Annotated in this window: 19 protein-coding genes; all 19 read left to right on the forward strand. The window is 31.8% G+C overall.

Annotated elements, in window-relative coordinates:
* The first annotated feature begins 142 nt into the window (after nt 1–142).
* A complete protein-coding gene (locus tag ACMOUI_RS05030; RefSeq protein WP_418964645.1) occupies nt 143–1,525 on the forward strand; it encodes a recombinase family protein in 1,383 nt (460 codons plus the stop codon).
* Between the two features lie 9 nt (nt 1,526–1,534).
* On the forward strand, nt 1,535–2,116 hold the full coding sequence (locus ACMOUI_RS05035; protein ID WP_418964646.1) for a hypothetical protein: 582 nt from the start codon (nt 1,535–1,537) through the stop codon (nt 2,114–2,116).
* A 55-nt stretch (nt 2,117–2,171) separates the two neighbouring features.
* The gene (locus ACMOUI_RS05040) at nt 2,172–2,468 is read left to right on the forward strand and encodes a nucleotidyltransferase family protein (protein ID WP_418964647.1); all 297 of its coding nucleotides are present in this window, start codon (nt 2,172–2,174) and stop codon (nt 2,466–2,468) included.
* Complete coding sequence (locus ACMOUI_RS05045) at nt 2,458–2,823, forward strand: DUF86 domain-containing protein (RefSeq protein WP_418964648.1); 366 nt, start codon at nt 2,458–2,460, stop codon at nt 2,821–2,823. Before ACMOUI_RS05040 ends, ACMOUI_RS05045 begins: the two co-directional genes overlap by 11 nt.
* 6 nt (nt 2,824–2,829) lie before the next feature.
* On the forward strand, nt 2,830–3,375 hold the full coding sequence (locus ACMOUI_RS05050) for an ATP-binding protein (protein WP_418964649.1): 546 nt from the start codon (nt 2,830–2,832) through the stop codon (nt 3,373–3,375).
* 147 nt (nt 3,376–3,522) lie between these two features.
* Complete coding sequence (locus ACMOUI_RS05055; RefSeq protein ID WP_418964650.1) at nt 3,523–4,071, forward strand: ferritin-like domain-containing protein; 549 nt, start codon at nt 3,523–3,525, stop codon at nt 4,069–4,071.
* A gap of 102 nt (nt 4,072–4,173) precedes the next feature.
* On the forward strand, nt 4,174–4,743 hold the full coding sequence (gene cobU / locus ACMOUI_RS05060; protein ID WP_418964651.1) for a bifunctional adenosylcobinamide kinase/adenosylcobinamide-phosphate guanylyltransferase: 570 nt from the start codon (nt 4,174–4,176) through the stop codon (nt 4,741–4,743).
* Nucleotides 4,744–4,758: 15 nt separating this feature from the next.
* Nucleotides 4,759–5,523, forward strand: a complete 765-nt coding sequence (cobS, locus tag ACMOUI_RS05065; protein WP_418964652.1) for an adenosylcobinamide-GDP ribazoletransferase — start codon at nt 4,759–4,761, stop codon at nt 5,521–5,523.
* Between the two features lie 9 nt (nt 5,524–5,532).
* Nucleotides 5,533–6,120 carry a histidine phosphatase family protein gene (locus ACMOUI_RS05070; protein ID WP_418964653.1) on the forward strand — a complete coding sequence of 196 codons (588 nt, stop codon included), beginning with the start codon at nt 5,533–5,535 and terminating at the stop codon, nt 6,118–6,120.
* Nucleotides 6,121–6,122: 2 nt separating this feature from the next.
* Entirely contained in the window at nt 6,123–7,172 is a 1,050-nt protein-coding gene (gene cobT / locus ACMOUI_RS05075; RefSeq protein ID WP_418964654.1) for a nicotinate-nucleotide--dimethylbenzimidazole phosphoribosyltransferase, read from the forward strand.
* A 20-nt stretch (nt 7,173–7,192) separates the two neighbouring features.
* Nucleotides 7,193–7,885: a RadC family protein gene (gene radC / locus ACMOUI_RS05080; protein ID WP_418964655.1), complete on the forward strand. Its 693-nt coding sequence runs from the start codon at nt 7,193–7,195 to the stop codon at nt 7,883–7,885.
* Nucleotides 7,886–7,934: 49 nt separating this feature from the next.
* Entirely contained in the window at nt 7,935–10,775 is a 2,841-nt protein-coding gene (gene uvrA / locus ACMOUI_RS05085) for an excinuclease ABC subunit UvrA (RefSeq protein WP_418964656.1), read from the forward strand.
* A gap of 3 nt (nt 10,776–10,778) precedes the next feature.
* The gene (gene ruvA, locus ACMOUI_RS05090) at nt 10,779–11,378 is read left to right on the forward strand and encodes a Holliday junction branch migration protein RuvA (protein ID WP_418964657.1); all 600 of its coding nucleotides are present in this window, start codon (nt 10,779–10,781) and stop codon (nt 11,376–11,378) included.
* 4 nt (nt 11,379–11,382) lie between these two features.
* Nucleotides 11,383–12,687, forward strand: coding sequence for a PhoH family protein (locus ACMOUI_RS05095; RefSeq protein ID WP_418964658.1), 1,305 nt, complete (start codon nt 11,383–11,385; stop codon nt 12,685–12,687).
* A gap of 77 nt (nt 12,688–12,764) precedes the next feature.
* Nucleotides 12,765–12,989 carry a preprotein translocase subunit SecG gene (gene secG / locus ACMOUI_RS05100; RefSeq protein ID WP_418964659.1) on the forward strand — a complete coding sequence of 75 codons (225 nt, stop codon included), beginning with the start codon at nt 12,765–12,767 and terminating at the stop codon, nt 12,987–12,989.
* 69 nt (nt 12,990–13,058) lie between these two features.
* On the forward strand, nt 13,059–14,288 hold the full coding sequence (locus ACMOUI_RS05105; RefSeq protein ID WP_418964660.1) for a replication-associated recombination protein A: 1,230 nt from the start codon (nt 13,059–13,061) through the stop codon (nt 14,286–14,288).
* 13 nt (nt 14,289–14,301) lie between these two features.
* Nucleotides 14,302–15,543, forward strand: coding sequence for a histidine--tRNA ligase (gene hisS / locus ACMOUI_RS05110; protein WP_418964661.1), 1,242 nt, complete (start codon nt 14,302–14,304; stop codon nt 15,541–15,543).
* Between the two features lie 16 nt (nt 15,544–15,559).
* Complete coding sequence (gene aspS, locus ACMOUI_RS05115) at nt 15,560–17,344, forward strand: aspartate--tRNA ligase (RefSeq protein ID WP_418964662.1); 1,785 nt, start codon at nt 15,560–15,562, stop codon at nt 17,342–17,344.
* Nucleotides 17,345–17,668: 324 nt separating this feature from the next.
* Nucleotides 17,669–19,381, forward strand: coding sequence for an arginine--tRNA ligase (argS, locus tag ACMOUI_RS05120; RefSeq protein WP_418964663.1), 1,713 nt, complete (start codon nt 17,669–17,671; stop codon nt 19,379–19,381).
* Nucleotides 19,382–19,425 lie beyond the last annotated feature (44 nt).

Genomic DNA, 19,425 nt, shown 5'->3' on the forward strand with positions numbered 1-19,425 from the left:
CTATAAAAACACATAAACCTATTGTTTGTACTGGCATTGTTCGTATTCCAAGTAGAAAGGCTTTAACTCACATAAAACAGCTATTAGGAGCTTAAGAAGATGAGAGGGAAACTCCCTCTCTATTTAAATTCTAGGAGGAACTATGAACAATAATATAAATAAAATTGCAGCAATTTATATAAGAGTTTCTACTACTTATCAAGAAGAAGCTAACTCATTGGAAAAACAAAAAGAAAGATGTTTTCAAGAAGCTAAAGAGAAGGGATATGAGGTTTCACAAATATATACTGATGTTGAATCCGGTAGCAAAGATGATAGAACTGGTTTTTTAGAAATGTTAAGTGATATGAAAGAACATAAATTCCATGTGCTTATTGTTACTGAGTTTTCAAGGATATCTAGAAAAACTAGAACTTTATTAGAATTCTTAGAACAATTTCAAAACTATGGAGTAGATTTAATATCCATAACTCAAAAGATTGATACCACAACACCTGTAGGTAAACTTATGTTTGGATTAACAGGTATACTTGCAGAATTTGAAAGAGATCAAACTAGAGTTAGAGTTAAGCACACTTTAACATCGATGGCTAAATCTGGAAAATTTACAGGTGGTGTAGTCCCATATGGCTACACCTTAAAAAACAAGAAATTAGTTATAAATAAAGAAGAAGCTGATAAAGTGAAAATAGCTTATTCTCTTTTTATTAAAGGAAGGTCAAAACTTAGTATATCTAAAGAATTAAATATACCTCTAACTACTTTAGATCGGATGTTATCAACTCCATTTTATACGGGGCTCAAAGTTTACAATAAAAGAGCCACTACCCCTAATGGTAAATTAAGAGTTACAAATAAAGAGGAATGGATTATAGCAGATGGTGAACATGAAGCTATTGTAGATGAAGATACCTTTAAACTAGCTTCTACTATGAATATAAAAAAAACAACTAAAGAATCTGATTATATTTTAACTGGACTTTTAAAGTGCTACTATGGACATAATATCTATGGGAAAAAAGGAAGTAAAAGATACTATATCTGTAGTCATGATAAATGTTGTAAAAAGTCTATAGATTCAGAAAGCTTAGAGAAATCTATATTAGACCAGATTATTAACTTCAACTCTAATAAGACTATTACAGATATTAGCCATGTAGAACAAATTAAAGAGCAAAATATAAAGCAAATAAAAAAATTAGAACTAGAAAAAGAAGAGCTTAATAAACAATCTAATCGATTATTAAATTTAGTTTTAGGAGGAATTATCACAGAAGAAGAGTTTAAATTTAAAAAAGAAGAACTTTTAGAGTCTATTAGTTCTATTGATGACAATATAACTTCTCTAACTAAAGATAATGAATCTATGAAGGTAGAAGTAGATAACCAAGAACTTTTTCAACAGTTATCTGAAAAACTTAAGACAATATCAAACAAAAAAGAAATTAAAAATATACTACATATAATCATTAAGGAAATTAGGTTTATTAATGATTTTGAATATACAATCACATTTAATATTTAGGAGGAAGTAATGAAATCAATTTTATTACAAAAACTTTATACTACATATGGGAGCTTTTCAAATATAAGCTCTCGTATAAAAGAATATAATTTATTAAGAATAAAAAAGAATGGAACTATACCTCTTTTTAATTTGGCTAAACATGAAGGTCTTTTAGATGAAATAAACTATACATATGAAGATTTCATAATAGATTATGAAAACGATATAAAAGGATATAAGGAAACAAAAATATTATTTAAAATTTGGTGTTTAGGATACAGTATAAAGGATTATGCTAAGTTTATTGGCGTTTCATACTCAACACTTTCTCGTGGCTTTATAAACGGTTTTATAGGGTCTTATTCAACTTTATTAGAAGCTACAGCTACTATTATATTTGATAACTTTGATGAAAAGGATATAGTAGATTTAAAATTAGATTTTGGAGAGGGTTATTGTAAATTAATTGGAAGTAATGAAAGACTTGTATTTATTAGAGAAAAATATAAAATAGATTATCCTATATTATCTTATAAGGATAAATTAAATCATATTGCTTTTGATGGACCATTTTATAATTATTTGAAAAATCTATACTCTTGTAATTAATAAAGTCCTTTGATATACTTAAAGAAATAATTATAACAAAGAGGAGGAGTTGACTATGTTAAAAAAAGATTTATATTCTCATAGAAGTGAAATTTTAGAAATTTGTGAAAATGAAGGGATAAAAAAACTTATGCTTTTTGGTTCTACTGCTAGAGAAGAAAGTAGTTCGATAAGTGATATTGATTTTTTAGTGGAGTTTAAAACAAATAAAAGTCTATTTAAAATAATAGCTCTCAAACATAAGCTTGAAGATCTTTTACAAAATAATGTAGATTTACTTACTCCAGATTCATTAAGTCCTTATTTTAAAAATGATGTTTTGAAGGAGGCAGAAATATTCTATGAAGCATAGAGATGACTTAGTATATGTTGAACACATGATTGACTCAATAGAGAGTGTATATAAATTTATTGGAGATAAAACTTTTAAAGAATTTAAAGATGATGATTTAGTTGTAAGTGGGGTTATAAGGAAGTTAGAAATTTTAGGAGAAGCTAGTAGCAAAGTTTCTGATAATATTAAGTTAAGATGTCCAAATATAGAGTGGCGAATTTTAAAGGATTTTAGAAATTACCTTATTCATCAATATTTTGGAGTTGATGTAGCTACAGTATGGGAAGCTATCCAAACGGATATGCCTATTTTGAAAGAAAAGCTTCTAGAACTTAGAGAAGTTTTAATTCAAGAAAAAGAAAATAAGCTTTAAATTATTTTGAGAAAACTTTTGTTTTCTCTTTTTTATTTCATTTTAGTCAAATTTATTACCTACATTTTATTTCACTTATTAACTTATCACTGTCATCCATGTTTTTGTGGAAATAGATTTGATGAGGAACTATGTACGTGTACACCATATGATTTAAGACGCTATACAAAGAGATTATCAGGACCAATAGTGGATAGATTGGATCTATATGTTGAGGTGTATAGGTTAGATGATAAAGAGATTTTAGATGAGGCACGTGGTGATTCCTCAATTAAAATAAAAGAGAGGGTTATAAAAGCTAGACAGATACAAAATATGAGATTTAATAGTGAGAAACTAAATGGAGATATGAGCATAGGGGATATAGAGAGGTATTGCTTTTTAAATAAGGAGTGTGAAGACCTGATGAGAAAAGCGATAAGAACTTTAAATCTTTCCATGAGAACATATCATAAAATCTTAAAAGTCGCTAGAACTATAGCTGATTTAGATGCTAAAACAGATATAGAAAAGGCCCATATATTGGAAGCTATAAATTTTAGAAAAAAATAATAAAAAAAGTTTGACATATTTACAAAAAAGGTGTATATTATCTTTGTAAACAAAATTGTAACAATTACAAAAAAGTAATGAGAACAATTTTAAAGGAAAACTAAAAAAAAAGATAGATAATAAAAGATAATTGAGGAGGATTTTAAAATGGCAAAAGTAAAATGTACAGTATGTGGAGAAGTATTTGATGAGTCTTTAGGAGCTTGCCCTTTATGTAAAGTGGGATTAGATAAGTGTGTTCCTTATGATGAGACAGCAGGAAGAGTATGGGCTACTGAGCACAAAGTTGGAGAGGGATTAGCTTGCGGAGATGAGGAGATCATCGAGGGATTAAGAGCAAACTTCAATGGGGAGTGTATGGAAGTTGGAATGTACTTAGCAATGGCTAGAGTTGCAGATAGAGAAGGATACCCAGAGGTAGCAGAAGCTTATACAAGAATCGCTTTTGAAGAAGCTGGACACGCAGCAAGATTTGCTGAGTTATTAGGAGAGGTTGTAACTGATTCTACTGAAGAGAACTTAAAGAGAAGAGTAGAGGCAGAGTATGGAGCAACTTCAGGAAAGTTTGATATCGCTAAAAGAGCTAAGCAATTAGGATTCGATGCTATTCACGATACAGTTCATGAAATGGCAAAAGACGAAGCTAGACACGGAAGAGCTTTCTTAGGATTATTAGAGAGACATTTCCAAAAATAATAGATAAAAAAGTAGAGTGTTCTGTATAGAGCACTCTTTTTCGTTATGTTGAACTTTTTAATAGTTTGTGATACTATTAAGTATCAAAGAAAAGAATAAAAGGTGAGATATTTGGGGAAAATAATTTATGTGACAGGTGGAGCAAGAAGTGGTAAAAGTTCTTTTGCAGAAAAGAAAGTTTTTCAATTGAATAAAGAGAGAATATATGTTGCCACGGCAATATCTTTTGATGATGAGATGAGAGAGAGAGTGAGGCTTCACAAAATTCAAAGGGGAGATAGTTGGACAACTATCGAAGGATATAGAGATGTTGATAAATTACTTGAGTGTTATAAAGAGTTAAATGGAGTTGTATTATTGGACTGTTTAACTAATCTGGTAACTAATAACATGATTATGGAGAAAGAGTTAGATTGGGATAATGTATCGCAAGATATCTTAAAAGAGATAGAGGAAGATGTTAAAAATCAAGTTCAAAATATAATAAAGTTCATAAAAAATAGTTCATTGGATATGGTTATAGTTTCCAATGAGGTTGGAATGGGATTAGTTCCTCCATATGCATTGGGAAGATACTTTAGAGATATTGGTGGACGTATGAATCAGTTGGTTGGGAAAGAGTGCGATGAGGCTTATCTCATTGTCTCAGGATTAGAATTAAAATTAAAATAGAGTTTGGAGGAAAAAATGAAGGGTTTAGTTTTACTATTTAAATTTATGACAAGGTTACCAGTTCCTGGTGGGAACTCCTTTGATTCAAAAGCATTGGGAAAAGGGATGAAATGGTTTCCATTAGTAGGATTAGTTATAGGTATTATAAATTTAGTTGTAGCATTAGTTTTAGAAACATTTATTCCATCACCTATTTTAATGGGAATAATATTGGTGACACTTGACGTTATAATAACAGGTGGATTACATCTAGATGGATTGGCAGACACATTTGATGGGATATTTAGTTATAGAAGTAAACAGAAGATGTTAGAGATTATGAAGGATTCAAGAGTAGGAACTAATGGTGTTTTGGTACTGATACTATACTTTATATTTAAGATTGCATTCTTAGTGGAAACATCTGAACTTTTTGGAATTAATCAAGGGGTAATTATGTTGATAGTTCCAGTTTTATCGAGAATAAATAGTGTTGTAAACTGTGCTTTTGAACCATATGCAAGAGCGACAGGAATGGGAAAAACTTTTGTAGATAATACGGATAAGGGTGGACTACTAATATCTTATGCAACTGTAACAGCGATATTATATGGAATTTCACAATATTTTATGTTACCTTTTATAAGTTTATTTATTGTTTTAAATATTCTGGTTATCTGTGGATTCTTCTTTGGAAAATTGATGACAAGAAAAATAGGTGGAATAACAGGAGATACTTTAGGTGCTCTGTTGGAGTTATCATCGGTATTGTCATTACTTTTAATGTATCTTACTTTATAGAGGTCAATAATGGGAAAGATTATTTTAGTTAGACATGGTGAATCACAACTGAATGTAGAGGGAGTCTACTATGGTATTTTAAATCCAGAACTAACAGAAAAAGGTCAGAGACAAGCTAAGAGCACCAGAGAGATTTTAAAGGGTATAGACTATAAAAAAATCTATGCAAGTGACTTAAAAAGAGCTGTAGATACAGCAAAAATTGTGAACTATAAAGAGTTAGAAATTTTAATAGATGAAAATTTAAGAGAGTTAAATTTTGGAATATTTGAAGGCTATACATATACAGAGCTTTTAGAAAAATATCCAGATGAATTAAAAAAGAGCCAAAAAGATTGGAAAAATTATAACTATATAACTGGTGAAAGTGTATTGGAACTTCAAAAAAGAGCGATTAATTTCATAGAGGAGAGAATCGATTTAGAGGAAAATACTGTGCTGGTTACCCATTGGGGAGTGATTAATACAATTTTAAGTTATTACTTCTCAAATGAGCTTGAAGCCTATTGGAAGTTCAGTGTAAAAAATGGTGGTATAGTGGTAATCGAGTTTTCAGATGGATATCCAATATTAAAAGGATTAAATATAGGGGGCTAAAATTGAACAGAATAAAAGAGATTCAAGAGAGTATTGTTAGTGTGGATAAAAAGTCTATGGAGGAGTGTAAACAGATTTTAGATTCTAGAATGAAACCTGAAAAAAGTTTGGGTGTCTTAGAGGATTTAGCTATAAAAGTAGCTGGAATAACTGGAAGACCATTAAATGAGTTGAAATCTGGTTGTCATTTTATAGCTTCGGCAGACAATGGTGTGATAGAGGAGGGAGTATCCTCGTGTCCTATTGAATACACAAGAATAGTTTCAGAAGCTATGCTAAACTCTTTTGCAGCTATTGGAATTTTATGTAAAAGTTTAAATATACCTTTAAATTTAATTGATATTGGAATTAAAGGGGAGATACCCAGAGAGTACGAGAATCTATATATAAAAAAAGTGGCATATGGAACTAAAAATTTTGCTAAAGAACCAGCTATGACTTTAGATGAGGTAATAAGTGCAATTTTGGTAGGTATAAATATAATAAAAGAGAAAAAAGAGTATGATTTCTATTCCAATGGAGAGATGGGAATAGCTAATACAACTACAAGTTCAGCTGTTCTATATGCTATAACAAAAGAGGATATAGAGAAGGTTGTTGGATGTGGTGCAGGTCTTTCAGATGAAGGATTGAGAAGAAAAAAAGAGATTATAAAAGAGTCTTGTATCAGATATAATCTATTTGATAAGAACCCAATAGAGATTTTAAGATGTGTTGGAGGGCTTGATATAGCTTGTATGGTTGGATTATACCTAGGAGCAGCTGTGGAAAGAAAGCCCATGTTAATAGATGGATTTATATCTGCTGTAGCGGCATTGGTGGCAACTAAAATAGAGCCAAAAGTAAAGGACTATTTAATAGGAACTCATATGAGCGAGGAACCGGGTATGAAAGTTGTTATGGAAGCGCTTGGATTAAAGACATTTTTACATATGGAGATGAGATTGGGAGAAGGAACTGGAGCAGTTTTAGCGTATCCTATTTTAAAGGCAGCTGTGCAGATTCCAAAAACAATGAAAACTAGAGATGAGGTTTACGAAATATTTCAATAGAGTAGTGAGGGGTGGTTAATTTGGATAAAAGCCAAATGCAAGGACACCGAAAGAGATTACGAGAGAAGTATTTAAAAGTGGGATATAAGGGACTAGAGGATTATGAAATTTTAGAGCTACTATTAACTTATTCTATAAAGTTGAAGGATTGTAAAGGGATTGCTAAAGATTTGCTTTTAAAGTTTAAAACGATAGATAGAGTTGTAAATGCTGAGTTAAATGATTTGAAAGAGATGGATGGAATAGGACTTGAAACAGCACTATATCTAAAAGTTATTGGCGATTTAACGTCCAATAATTATTTTAAAAGTATAGGAAAGGCTGATTTAGGAACTTTAAAGGGAAAAAAAGACTTAGTTAACTATTTAAAAGATGATGTAGGTACTTTAAAGAGTGAAGAGTTTAAAGTGATTTACCTGAGTAGCGACAATAAAATTGTGTGTGATGAAATTCTGTTTAAAGGGACAATAGATAGAAGTGTTGTCTATCCAAGAAAGATAATGGAGAGGGCAATAGATAATAGAGCCAAGGGTATAATATTTGCTCACAATCATCCCAGTGGAAATTTAACACCATCTAAAAAAGATATTGAACTCACACTGGAGATGCAAGAACTGCTGGAAAAAGTGGACATAAAGTTATTGGATCATATCATTGTAAGTGATGAATCCTATTTCAGTTTTTATGAAAACGGACTAATTGAATATTATTAAAGTTTAGCCCTCTTAAATTGATAAGAGGGCCTTTTAGTAAGGAGGAAAAATGCTAGATAAAATAGTTATAAAAGGTGCTAGAGAGCATAATCTTAAAAATTTTGATGTAGAGATTCCAAAATATAAGTTTGTCGTTGTAACTGGAGTTAGTGGAAGTGGAAAGTCATCTTTAGCTTTTGATACGATATATTCAGAGGGACAAAGAAGATATGTAGAGAGCTTATCGGCATATGCAAGACAGTTTATAGGACAGATGAAAAAACCAGAGGTCGATAGTATTGAGGGATTGGCACCAGCTATTTCAATTGAACAAAAAACAACAAATAAAAACCCTAGATCAACTGTTGGAACTGTAACAGAGATATATGATTATATGAGACTGCTGTTTGCCCATATAGGAAAAGCCCATTGTCCTGTATGTGGAAAGCTAGTGGAGAGACAAAGTGTAGATGAAATAGTCGAAAATGTGTATGAAAAATTTAATAATGGGGATAGATTGATGATTCTAAGCCCGGTTGTTAAAGATAAAAAGGGAACACATAAGAACCTATTCTTGAATCTTGTAAAAAAGGGGTTTGTTAGAGCTAGAGTTAATGGAGAGATTCTATATATTGAAGAGGAGATTAATTTAGATAAAAATAAAAAGCATAATATAGAGGTTGTTGTAGATAGAATCGTTGTGGATAAGGAAGATATTGAATTCAAATCAAGATTGACTCAAAGTATAGAGCAGGGAATTGAGTTGTCAGAGGGAAAGATAATTATAAATTGGGGAGATGGAGAACAATTATATAGTGAGAATTTCTCATGTCCAGATCATGAAGATGTGAGCATACCTGATTTGAATCCAAGACTATTCTCTTTTAATGCACCTTTTGGAGCGTGTCCAGAGTGTAAAGGGATAGGGAAAAAATTAGAGATAGATGAGAGCAGATTGATAGAGGATGAAAATCTATCAATATTAAAGGGTGGAATATACATACCTGGAGCAGCATCAGCAAAAAAAGGTTACACTTGGACAATATTTGAGTCAATGGCAAAAAAATATAAAATTGACTTAGATAAACCAGTTAAGGATCTGACTAAAAAAGAGATGGATATAATTTTTTATGGAACTAATGGTGAGAAGTTTAGAGTGGACTATTCATCTAAAGAGTTTAGTTTCCATGGGGAAAAGGATTTTGAAGGTATAGTAAAAAATTTGGAAAGAAGGTACAATGAATCTTTTTCAGAGAGCTCTAGAGAAGAGATTGAGAACAGATTTATGATAGAAAGAATCTGTAAGGTGTGTAATGGAAAGAGATTAAAACCAGAAGTTTTAGCTGTAACTGTATATAATAAAAATATTATTGAAATAACAGAGTTAAGTATAAAAGAGGCTTTGAAATTTTTTGAAACAATAGAGTTAACAGAGAAAGAGAAACAGATAGCTTGGGAGATTTTAAAAGAGATAAAAGAGAGAATATCTTTTATGATAAATGTGGGATTGGATTATTTGAGCTTAGCAAGAGAGACTAAAACATTGTCTGGGGGAGAGTCACAAAGAATTAGATTGGCAACTCAGATTGGATCTGGATTAACAGGTGTGTTATATGTTTTAGATGAACCAAGTATTGGCTTACATCAAAGAGATAATGACAAACTTTTAGCCACTTTAAATAGGTTGAAAGAGCTTGGAAATACTTTAATAGTGGTTGAGCATGATGAGGATACAATGCATCAAGCTGACTATATTTTAGATATGGGACCTGGAGCAGGTGTATTTGGTGGTGAGATTGTAGCTGCTGGGACTCCCCAAGAAGTTATGGGAAATGAGAACTCAATGACAGGAAGATATTTAAAAGGGGAAGTGGGAATAGCTATTCCAGAAAAAAGAAGAGAACCCAACGGATATATAAGTCTAAAAGGTGCTAAGGGAAATAATTTAAAAAATGTGGATGTGGATATTCCACTTGGAGTTTTAACCGTTGTAACAGGGGTTAGTGGAAGTGGAAAGTCAACACTTATAAATCAAACACTATATCCTATACTGTTTAATAGATTGAATAAAGGAAAACTATATCCATTGGAATACTCATCTATTGAGGGATTAGAAAAATTAGATAAAGTTATAGATATAGATCAGAGTCCTATTGGAAGAACACCAAGATCTAATCCAGCTACATACACAAAGGTATTTGATGATATTAGAGATATTTTTGCACAGACTAAGGATGCAAAAGCTAAAGGGTATTCAAAAGGACGGTTCTCCTTTAATGTAAAAGGCGGAAGATGTGAAGCTTGTCAGGGAGCTGGAATCATAAAAATTGAGATGAATTTTTTACCAGATGTTTATGTTGAGTGTGAAGTATGTAGAGGAAAACGATATAATAGAGAGACCTTAGAAGTGTATTATAAAGGTAAAAATATCTCAGATGTTTTAGATATGAGTGTGGGAGAGGCCTACGATTTCTTTAAAACAATCCCTACATTAGAGAGAAAACTAAAGGTTTTAGTGGATGTGGGACTGGACTACATAAAATTGGGACAACCAGCAACAACTCTATCAGGTGGAGAAGCTCAAAGAATAAAGTTAGCAAGTGAACTATCTAAAGTTTCAAAAGGAAAAACTGTTTATATCTTAGATGAACCTACAACAGGACTTCATTTTGAGGATATAAGAAAACTTTTAGAAGTAATTAATAGATTGGTGGATAAGGGAAATACAGTTATAATAATAGAACATAATTTAGATGTTATAAAAAATGCTGACTATATAATAGATATAGGACCTGAGGGAGGAGATGGAGGAGGAAAAGTTATTCTAACTGGAACTCCTGAGAAAGTAGCATCCTCTAAGAAAGGTTATACAAGTAGATATTTAAAAAAAGCATTAAAAGGGGAGAGATAAACAATGTTTGAATATTTAAATGGCGTGGTTAAGATAAAAAAACCCGAATATTTAGCAATTGATGTAAATGGAATAGGATATAGAGTTTACATAACTTTAAAGACATATGACCAAGTTCAAGTTGGAGAAAAAAGGGAGTTATACATATATAATGTGATAAAGGAGGATACGTTTAAACTAGTTGGTTTCTTACAGGAGAGAGAGAGAGTTCTCTTTGAGATGCTAATAGGGATAAGTGGAATAGGATTATCTTTAGCCCTTTCTATAATGTCAACTTTTTCAATTGATAATATAAGAGAGATTGTTTTAACAGAGGATTTTAAAACTCTAAAAAGAGTTCCAAAATTGGGAGAGAAAAAGTCTAAGCAGATAATCATAGATTTAAATAACAAGATAAAAACTCTGAATTTAATGTCTCTGGAAGACCCTTCTGGTGAAATGTTAAATAATGCTATTGAAGAGGAGTTATATATGGCTTTAGATTCTTTAGGATACAGTAAAAAGGAAATAGATTCACTTATAAGTAAAGATGAATTAAATAGTTATTCTACTTTGGAAGATGCAATTAAGGGAGTTTTAAAAAAAATTCAATTAAGGGGATGATTATATGAGGAAAATCTATGTTCTAGACACTAATGTTTTAATACATGACCACCGTAGTATTTATAGTTTTGAAGACAATGAAGTTATTGTTCCCATATTTGTTATAGAGGAACTGGATAAGCTAAAGAGAAATAGTACGACAGCGATACAGGCAAGATTAGCTGCAAGAGAGCTAGATAAAATAAGGAAAAAAGGGTGTATTGCAAAAGGTGTAGAGCTAGAAAAAAAGATTTTTTTCAGAGTAGAGATAGAGAGTGATTTAAATCTATTACCTCCAGCTTTAAAAAGAGATGCTGTTGACAATATGATTATAGCAACAACCTTAGGTATAAAAAATAATAATCCAAATATGAAAGTTATTTTAATAACTAAAGATATAAATATGAGAATAAAGGCTGATTCTCTTGAATTAGAGGTTCAGGATTATGAAACAGATAGAACAGATTATACAACTTTATATGATGGATATGAGGAGATAGAGGTCAATAGAGAGATATACAATAAGTTTGACAGAGCTGGGAAAATAAATGTTTGGGAGTTGGGAAAAGAGTATAGCTTCACAGAGAATATGTTTATCAAGTTTAAATGTGGAGAGGATAAAACTTTTGGAAGATATATAGGTGGAAAGATTAGAAGAAATCTGGAGGGACAGATATCAGCATGGGGTGCAAGAGCCAGAAATGATGAGCAAGAATATGCAATGGAACTTTTAATGGACGATAATATAAAAGTTGTTACATTGGTAGGAAAAGCTGGAACTGGAAAAACACTTTTAGCTATAGCTGCTGGATTGGAACAAGTTGTTGAAAGAGGAAAATATAAAAAACTTTTAATAGCAAGACCAATTATACCTATGGGAAAAGACTTGGGATATCTGCCAGGAAGTGAAGAGGAAAAGTTAAGACCTTGGATGCAACCTATATACGATAATATAGATTATCTAGCTGGAGAAAAGGGTGAAAAGACTGGTGAGAAAGTGGTGTTAGGACTTCAAACTATGGGACTTTTAAAAATAGAGGCTCTGACATATATAAGAGGAAGAAGTATTCCCAATGGCTATATAATAATAGATGAAGCACAAAATCTAACACCTCTTGAAGTCAAAACCATAATTACAAGAGCAGGAGAAAATACTAAGATAGTTTTAACAGGAGATCCAGATCAGATTGATAGTCCATACTTAGATGCAGATACAAATGGATTGACATATTTATCAGACAAATTAAAAAATGAAAGCATAGTGGGACACGTTACTTTGAAAAAAGGTGAGCGTTCAGCATTAGCGGAATTAGCAGCAAAACTTCTATAATTTTTTCTTTTATTTTATCGATATATATATTATAATAATGTATAAGATAAAAGACGGAATTTGGGAGGAATAAAGTTATGGAGACACTTTTGACACTGTTTTTATTTATTTTTGCTGTATCTTTAATAATATTAGTTCTTGTTCAACCAGATAGAAGCCATGGTATGTCAGGTAGCATGGGAATGGGAGGTTCAAATACAGTATTTGGAGTTTCAAAAGATGGAGGACCACTAGCCAGAGCAACTGAAGTAGTAGCATTTTTATTCATACTTTCAGCACTTCTTCTGTATCTAGTAAAATAGTTAAAAGAGTTAAAGGCGTGTTGGGGTACACAATACGCTTTTTTATTTTAAAAAATAGGTTGTGATTAAATGCAAAGTATATTTGGTGGAAATTTTGAAGATGCAAAACCTTTATCTACTCGTTTAAGGCCTCAAAAATTTATAGATTTTAAGGGTCAGGAAAAACTTTTAGGAAAAAATGGGGTTCTTAGAAAGATAATAGAGGGTAAAACTTTATCCAATATGATTTTATATGGACCATCTGGCTCTGGAAAAAGCTCTCTAGGTGAGATAATATCCAAGGAGTTAAACTATAACTTTGAAACTTTAAATGCCACAGTGGCAAGTTTAAATGATTTGAGAGATATTGTAGATAAGGCTAAAAGAAATTTAGAGTTATATGGAAAGAGAACTATCTTATTTTTAGATGAGATTCATAGATTTAACAAAACTCAACAAGATGCGTTATTGTCTTATACAGAATCAGGAATATTAATTTTAGTTGGAGCAACCACAGAAAATCCTTATCACAGCTTAAATAATGCACTTTTATCAAGGTGTTTGATATTTGAATTTAAACCCTTAACAAGAGATAATATAAAAGAGATTCTTCAAAAGGGTGAGGAGTTATTAAATTTACAACTACCTGAAGAGATTAGAGAGGTTATTTTGGATATATCTCAAGGGGATAGTAGAGTGGCTTTGAATTATTTAGAACTATATAAAAATAGTTGTATGGGATACAGTAAACAGGAGATAATAGATCTTTTTAGAGAACGAAAAGCTTCTTATCATAAGGAGGAGGATAAATATAATCTTATTTCTGCCATGATAAAAAGCATAAGAGGGAGTGACCCAGATTCAGCGGTGTATTGGTTAGCGAGACTTCTTCATGGTGGAGAGGATCCAAGGTATATAGCGAGAAGAATATTTATCCATGCCAGTGAGGATATAGGAATGGCCAATCCAGAGGCGATGCTTATAGCAAATAGTGCTATGAATGCCAGTGAAAAAATTGGTATGCCAGAAATAAGAATAATTTTATCTCAAGCAGTTATTTACTTATCAATATCAACGAAAAGTAATTCAAGTTACATGGCTATAGATAGAGCCTTGAAAGATATAGAGAGTGGTGATTTGGAACCAGTGCCAATCCATATAGGAACTGGAGCGGTAGGATATAGATATCCTCATGACTATGAAAATAATTTTGTAAATCAAAATTATAGAGCTAAAAGAAAAAAATACTATATTCCAGGGAATAATAGAAATGAAAAACTAATTGAAGAAAAATTAGAGAAACTATGGAAATTAAAATAATTGAGGTGATAAAATGAAGCTGATTAAAGCTGTTAGAGGAACTAAAGATATATTTGGAGATGAAGGAATAAAGTATGATTATATAACAAGAACAGCTCAGGAGTTTTTTGGGAACTATGGATATTCAATGATAAAAACTCCAATATTTGAAGAGACAGATCTTTTTAAAAGAGGGGTAGGAGAGGGAACTGACATCGTTGAAAAAGAGATGTATACTTTTCAGGATAGAGGTGAAAGAAGTATCACTTTAAGACCTGAAGGAACAGCAGCTGTAGTGAGATGTTATTTAGAAAATAAAATTTATGCTAAAGAGGATGTATCAAGATTCTTCTATGCGGGGTCCATGTTTAGATATGAAAGACCTCAAGCTGGAAGACAAAGAGAGTTCAATCAAATAGGTGTGGAAGTTTTAGGAGAAAGTTCACCAATTTTAGATGCGGAAGTAATCGCTATGGGATACTCTTTTTTAAGTAAAATAGGAGTTACTGATCTAGAGGTAACTATAAACTCTGTGGGAGAAAAAGAGAGTAGATTAAGATACAGAGAAACTCTTTTAAACTTCTTAGAGCCAATGAAAGATGAGCTTTGTGATGATTGTAGAATGAGAATGGAAAAGAACCCTCTTAGAGTTCTGGATTGTAAAGTGGATAAGTGTAAAGAGTTGACGGCTGGAGCTCCAATTATAACAGATTCTCTATCTCAAGAGGAGAAAGATCACTATGAAACAGTAAAAAAATATCTGACACTGTTTGGAGTGAAATATAAAGAGGATCCAAGATTAGTTAGAGGATTAGATTATTACTCAAGTACAGTTTATGAGATTGTAACAAATAAGTTAGGATCACAAGGAACTGTATTAGGAGGAGGAAGATATGATAATCTTTTAAAACAACTTGGAGATAAAGATATACCAGCATTTGGATTCGCAGCGGGAGTTGAAAGAATTATGATGCTTTTAGGAGAGGATTTCCCTAAGAGAGAGCTAGATGTATATATAGCTTGGCTTGGAGAGTCAACTATGGACTGCGCATTTAAACTTGCTAATGACTTAAGACTTGCTGGAAAATCAGTTGTAATAGATTATGCTTCAAAAGGGATGAAAGCTCATATGAAAAAAGCTGATAAGGTTGGAGCAAAAAATGTTATCATAATAGGTGAGGATGAGATGAATAAAGGTGTTGTTATGTTAAAAGATTTCATCAATAGAACTCAGGAAGAAGTAAGCATAGAAAATATAAAAAATATATTAAAGTAATAGAAGGAGAAAAGAGATGACGTATTATAGAACTCATAACTTAGGGGAATTAAGAGCTTCAAATATTGGTGAAACAGTTACTTTATCTGGATGGGTTGATACAAAGAGAGACTTAGGTGGTCTAACATTTATTGACCTAAGAGACAGAGAGGGAAAAACACAGATAGTTTTTCATACAGATGTGGCAGAGGTTTCAGTTGTAGAAAGAGCACAAAAGTTAAAGAATGAATCAGTTATAAAAGTTGTAGGAGTTGTAAAAGAAAGACAGAGTAAAAATGCAAATATTCCTACAGGTGATATAGAGGTATTTGTAACAGATTTAGAGGTTTTAAATAATTGTGATGTTTTACCATTCCAAATCTCTGGAGATGAGAATTTAAGTGAAAATATCAGATTAAAATATAGATATTTAGACTTAAGAAGATCTCAAATGACTAGAAACTTAAAAATGAGACATAAGATGATTATGTCAATAAGAAACTACATGGATGAGAAAGGGTTCTTAGATGTAGATACTCCAATTTTAACAAAATCAACACCAGAGGGAGCAAGAGATTTCTTAGTTCCAAGCAGAACTAACCCTGGAGATTTTTATGCTTTACCACAATCACCTCAACTGTTCAAACAGTTATTGATGATTTCAGGAGTGGAGAAATACTTCCAAATTGCTAAGTGTTTTAGAGATGAGGATTTAAGAGCTGATAGACAGCCAGAATTTACTCAATTAGATATAGAGATGTCTTTTATTGAACAAAAAGATATTATGAATGAGATAGAGGGATTAGCAAAAAGAGTATTTAAAAATGTAACAGGGGAATCAGCTGAATATGAGTTCCCAAGAATGCCTTATGCAGAAGCTATGGAAAGATTTGGATCAGATAAACCTGATACAAGATTTGGTGTAGAGTTAAAAGATTTAACAGATATAATGGCAACTTGTGGATTTAAAGGATTTAAGAGTGCTGTAGAAGCTGGTGGAATTGTTAAAGCTGTAGTAGCTCCAGGAGTTGCAGAGCAATTCTCAAGAAAGATTTTAACTGAGTATGAAGAGTATGCAAAAACATACTTTGGTGCAAAGGGTATGGCTTGGATAAAATTAACAGAAGAGGGAGTTAACTCACCAATAGCAAAGTTCTTTACTGAAGAGGAAATGAATGCAATCATAGCTAGAACTGAAGCTAAAGTTGGAGATGTAATAATGATTGTAGCAGATAGAGCAAAAGTTGTTTATGGAGCTTTAGGTGCTGTAAGATTAAAATTAGGAAAAGAGTTAGGGTTGATCAATAATGATGAGTTCAAATTCCTATGGGTAGTTGACTTCCCTATGTTTGAATATGATGAAGAGGAGCAAAGATATAAGGCTCAACACCATCCGTTTACATCTATAAAAGAGGAAGATATGCAACTATTCCTAGATGGAGAGATGGATACAGTTAGAACTAACTCATATGACTTAGTATTAAATGGATCTGAAATTGGTGGAGGATCAATCAGAATATTCAATCCAGAGATTCAAAGCAAGGTATTTGAAAAGTTAGGATTATCTAAAGAGGAAGCAAAAGAAAAGTTTGGATTCTTTGTGGATGCATTTAAGTATGGAGCACCACCTCATGGAGGACTAGCTTTTGGTATTGATAGATGGTTGATGGTAATGTTAAAAGAACAATCAATAAGAGACGTAATTCCATTCCCAAAAACAAACAAAGGACAATGTTTAATGACAGAAGCTCCAAGTAAAGTTGATGATAAGCAATTAGAAGAGCTTTATCTAGATTCAACATATAATCCAGAAATGATTTAAGTATAAAAAATATACTATTCATAGGGATTTTTTAATTGAAAAAATAATATAGAAGTGATATAATTGTCTTAAGAATAAATATTTCTGGTCTACGCGCTATTTATCTGGAGGTTTTGGGCCTAAGGTCGCTATTGGGATTGGCGCTGTTATCTATAGTTCAGAAAAGTCACGGAAACCCTTGTTTCACGGACCCTGTATATAGATAGTATCTGGTCACCACTTATAAGAAATGGCGACCAAAACCGTAAGGAAGGCGGTAGACTGGAGTTATTCTTTTTAGGACTTTCGAGTCCTTTTTTTATTTCACGACGAAAGGAGTAATTAATGTTAACTATTGAAAAACAAATAGAAATAATTTTATTAGAAACGATAAATAATCTTTATCCAGATAAAGAGTTAAAACCAATAGAGATAACTGTAGCAACAAATGAGAAATTTGGAGATTTTCAATCAAATTTTGCTATGATGAATTCTAAAATAATTGGTGGAAATCCAAGAGCTATTGCTGAAAATGTTGTAAATAATCTAGTTGATAACAATATAATTGAAAAAATAGAGATTGCAGGACCAGGATTTTTAAATATATTTTTAAAAGATTCATATTTAGGAGATTTAGTTAAAAAGATTTCAAAGGAAAATTATGAATTTAAAGATTTAAATAGAGATGGAGATGTAATAATAGATTACTCTTCACCAAATATAGCTAAAAGAATGCATATAGGACATCTGAGATCAACTATAATTGGAGATTCTATAAAAAGAATGTACAAATATTTAGGTTATAATGTTGTAGCAGATAACCATATAGGGGATTGGGGAACTCAATTTGGAAAACTTATAATTGGATATAGAAATTGGCTTGACCAAGAGGCTTATAAAGAAAATGCTATTGAAGAGTTAGAAAGAGTTTATGTTGAGTTTACAAGACAGAGTGAGGAAAATTCAGAACTTGAAGATCAAGCTAGAGAGGAGCTAAAGAAACTTCAAGATGGAGATGAAGAGAACTATAGATTATGGCAAGAGTTCATAAAAGTATCATTAGATGAGTATGCAAAACTATATAATAGAATGGGTATAAATTTTGATACATACTATGGAGAGTCTTTCTACCATGACTTAATGCCAGGTGTAGTTGAAGAGTTAGAGGAGAAAGGGATTGCTGTTGAGGATCAAGGTGCAAAAGTTGTATTTTTCCCAGAGGAGGAAAAACTTCACCCATGTATTGTTCAAAAGAAAGATGGAGCATTTTTATATGCAACATCAGATATAGCAACTGTTAAATTTAGACTTGCTAACTACAATGTAAATAAACTTATATATGTAACAGATGAAAGACAGCAGGATCACTTTAGACAGTTCTTTAGAATTACGGATATGTTGGGATGGAATGTTGAAAAGCAACACGTATGGTTTGGTATAATGAGATTTGCTGATGGAGTATTTTCAACTAGAAAAGGTAATGTAATTAGATTGGAAGAGCTTTTAGATGAAGGAAAGAGAAGAGCTTATGAGATTGTAAATGAAAAAAATCCAGAGCTATCTGAGGAGGAGAAGGATAATATAGCGGAAGTTGTTGGAACTGGAGCTATAAAATATGCGGATCTATCACAGAATAGACAAACTGCAGTTATCTTTGAATGGGATAAAATTTTAAGTTTTGAGGGAAATACTGCTCCGTATTTACAGTACTCTTATGCAAGAATCAAGTCTATATTAAGAAGAGCAAAGGAACAGAACAAGGATATAAGAGAGGATGTGACAATAAGCTTTACAGATAAAACTGAAAGAGCTTTAGCACATCACTTAACACAGTTCCCAGGAGTTATATTAAAGGCTGCTGATAGTTGTAGACCAAACTTAATAGCGGATTATCTATTTGAATTATCAAAAAAATTCAATAGTTTCTACAATGCTTGTCCAATACTAAATCAAGAGGATAACATTTTATACTCGAGACTTTTATTAGCTGAAAGAACAGCTGCGGTTCTAAAAGAGGGATTAAATCTTTTAGGAATAAATACGCTAGAAAGAATGTAATATAATATTTATGAGTTATCACTTATAGGAGATTAGATTATCTG

Source organism: Cetobacterium sp., assembly GCF_048470075.1.
Taxonomy (GTDB): Bacteria; Fusobacteriota; Fusobacteriia; order Fusobacteriales; family Fusobacteriaceae; genus Cetobacterium_A.

Bases quoted from the DNA above. Each gene is read 5' to 3' on its own strand.
- ACMOUI_RS05030 (WP_418964645.1), top strand. From the start codon at position 143: ATGAACAATAATATAAATAAAATTGCAGCAATTTATATAAGAGTTTCT.
- ACMOUI_RS05035 (WP_418964646.1), top strand. From the start codon at position 1,535: ATGAAATCAATTTTATTACAAAAACTTTATACTACATATGGGAGCTTT.
- ACMOUI_RS05040 (WP_418964647.1), top strand. From the start codon at position 2,172: ATGTTAAAAAAAGATTTATATTCTCATAGAAGTGAAATTTTAGAAATT.
- ACMOUI_RS05045 (WP_418964648.1), top strand. From the start codon at position 2,458: ATGAAGCATAGAGATGACTTAGTATATGTTGAACACATGATTGACTCA.
- ACMOUI_RS05055 (WP_418964650.1), top strand. From the start codon at position 3,523: ATGGCAAAAGTAAAATGTACAGTATGTGGAGAAGTATTTGATGAGTCT.
- cobS (WP_418964652.1), top strand. From the start codon at position 4,759: ATGAAGGGTTTAGTTTTACTATTTAAATTTATGACAAGGTTACCAGTT.
- ACMOUI_RS05070 (WP_418964653.1), top strand. From the start codon at position 5,533: ATGGGAAAGATTATTTTAGTTAGACATGGTGAATCACAACTGAATGTA.
- uvrA (WP_418964656.1), top strand. From the start codon at position 7,935: ATGCTAGATAAAATAGTTATAAAAGGTGCTAGAGAGCATAATCTTAAA.
- ruvA (WP_418964657.1), top strand. From the start codon at position 10,779: ATGTTTGAATATTTAAATGGCGTGGTTAAGATAAAAAAACCCGAATAT.
- ACMOUI_RS05095 (WP_418964658.1), top strand. From the start codon at position 11,383: ATGAGGAAAATCTATGTTCTAGACACTAATGTTTTAATACATGACCAC.
- secG (WP_418964659.1), top strand. From the start codon at position 12,765: ATGGAGACACTTTTGACACTGTTTTTATTTATTTTTGCTGTATCTTTA.
- ACMOUI_RS05105 (WP_418964660.1), top strand. From the start codon at position 13,059: ATGCAAAGTATATTTGGTGGAAATTTTGAAGATGCAAAACCTTTATCT.
- hisS (WP_418964661.1), top strand. From the start codon at position 14,302: ATGAAGCTGATTAAAGCTGTTAGAGGAACTAAAGATATATTTGGAGAT.
- aspS (WP_418964662.1), top strand. From the start codon at position 15,560: ATGACGTATTATAGAACTCATAACTTAGGGGAATTAAGAGCTTCAAAT.
- argS (WP_418964663.1), top strand. From the start codon at position 17,669: ATGTTAACTATTGAAAAACAAATAGAAATAATTTTATTAGAAACGATA.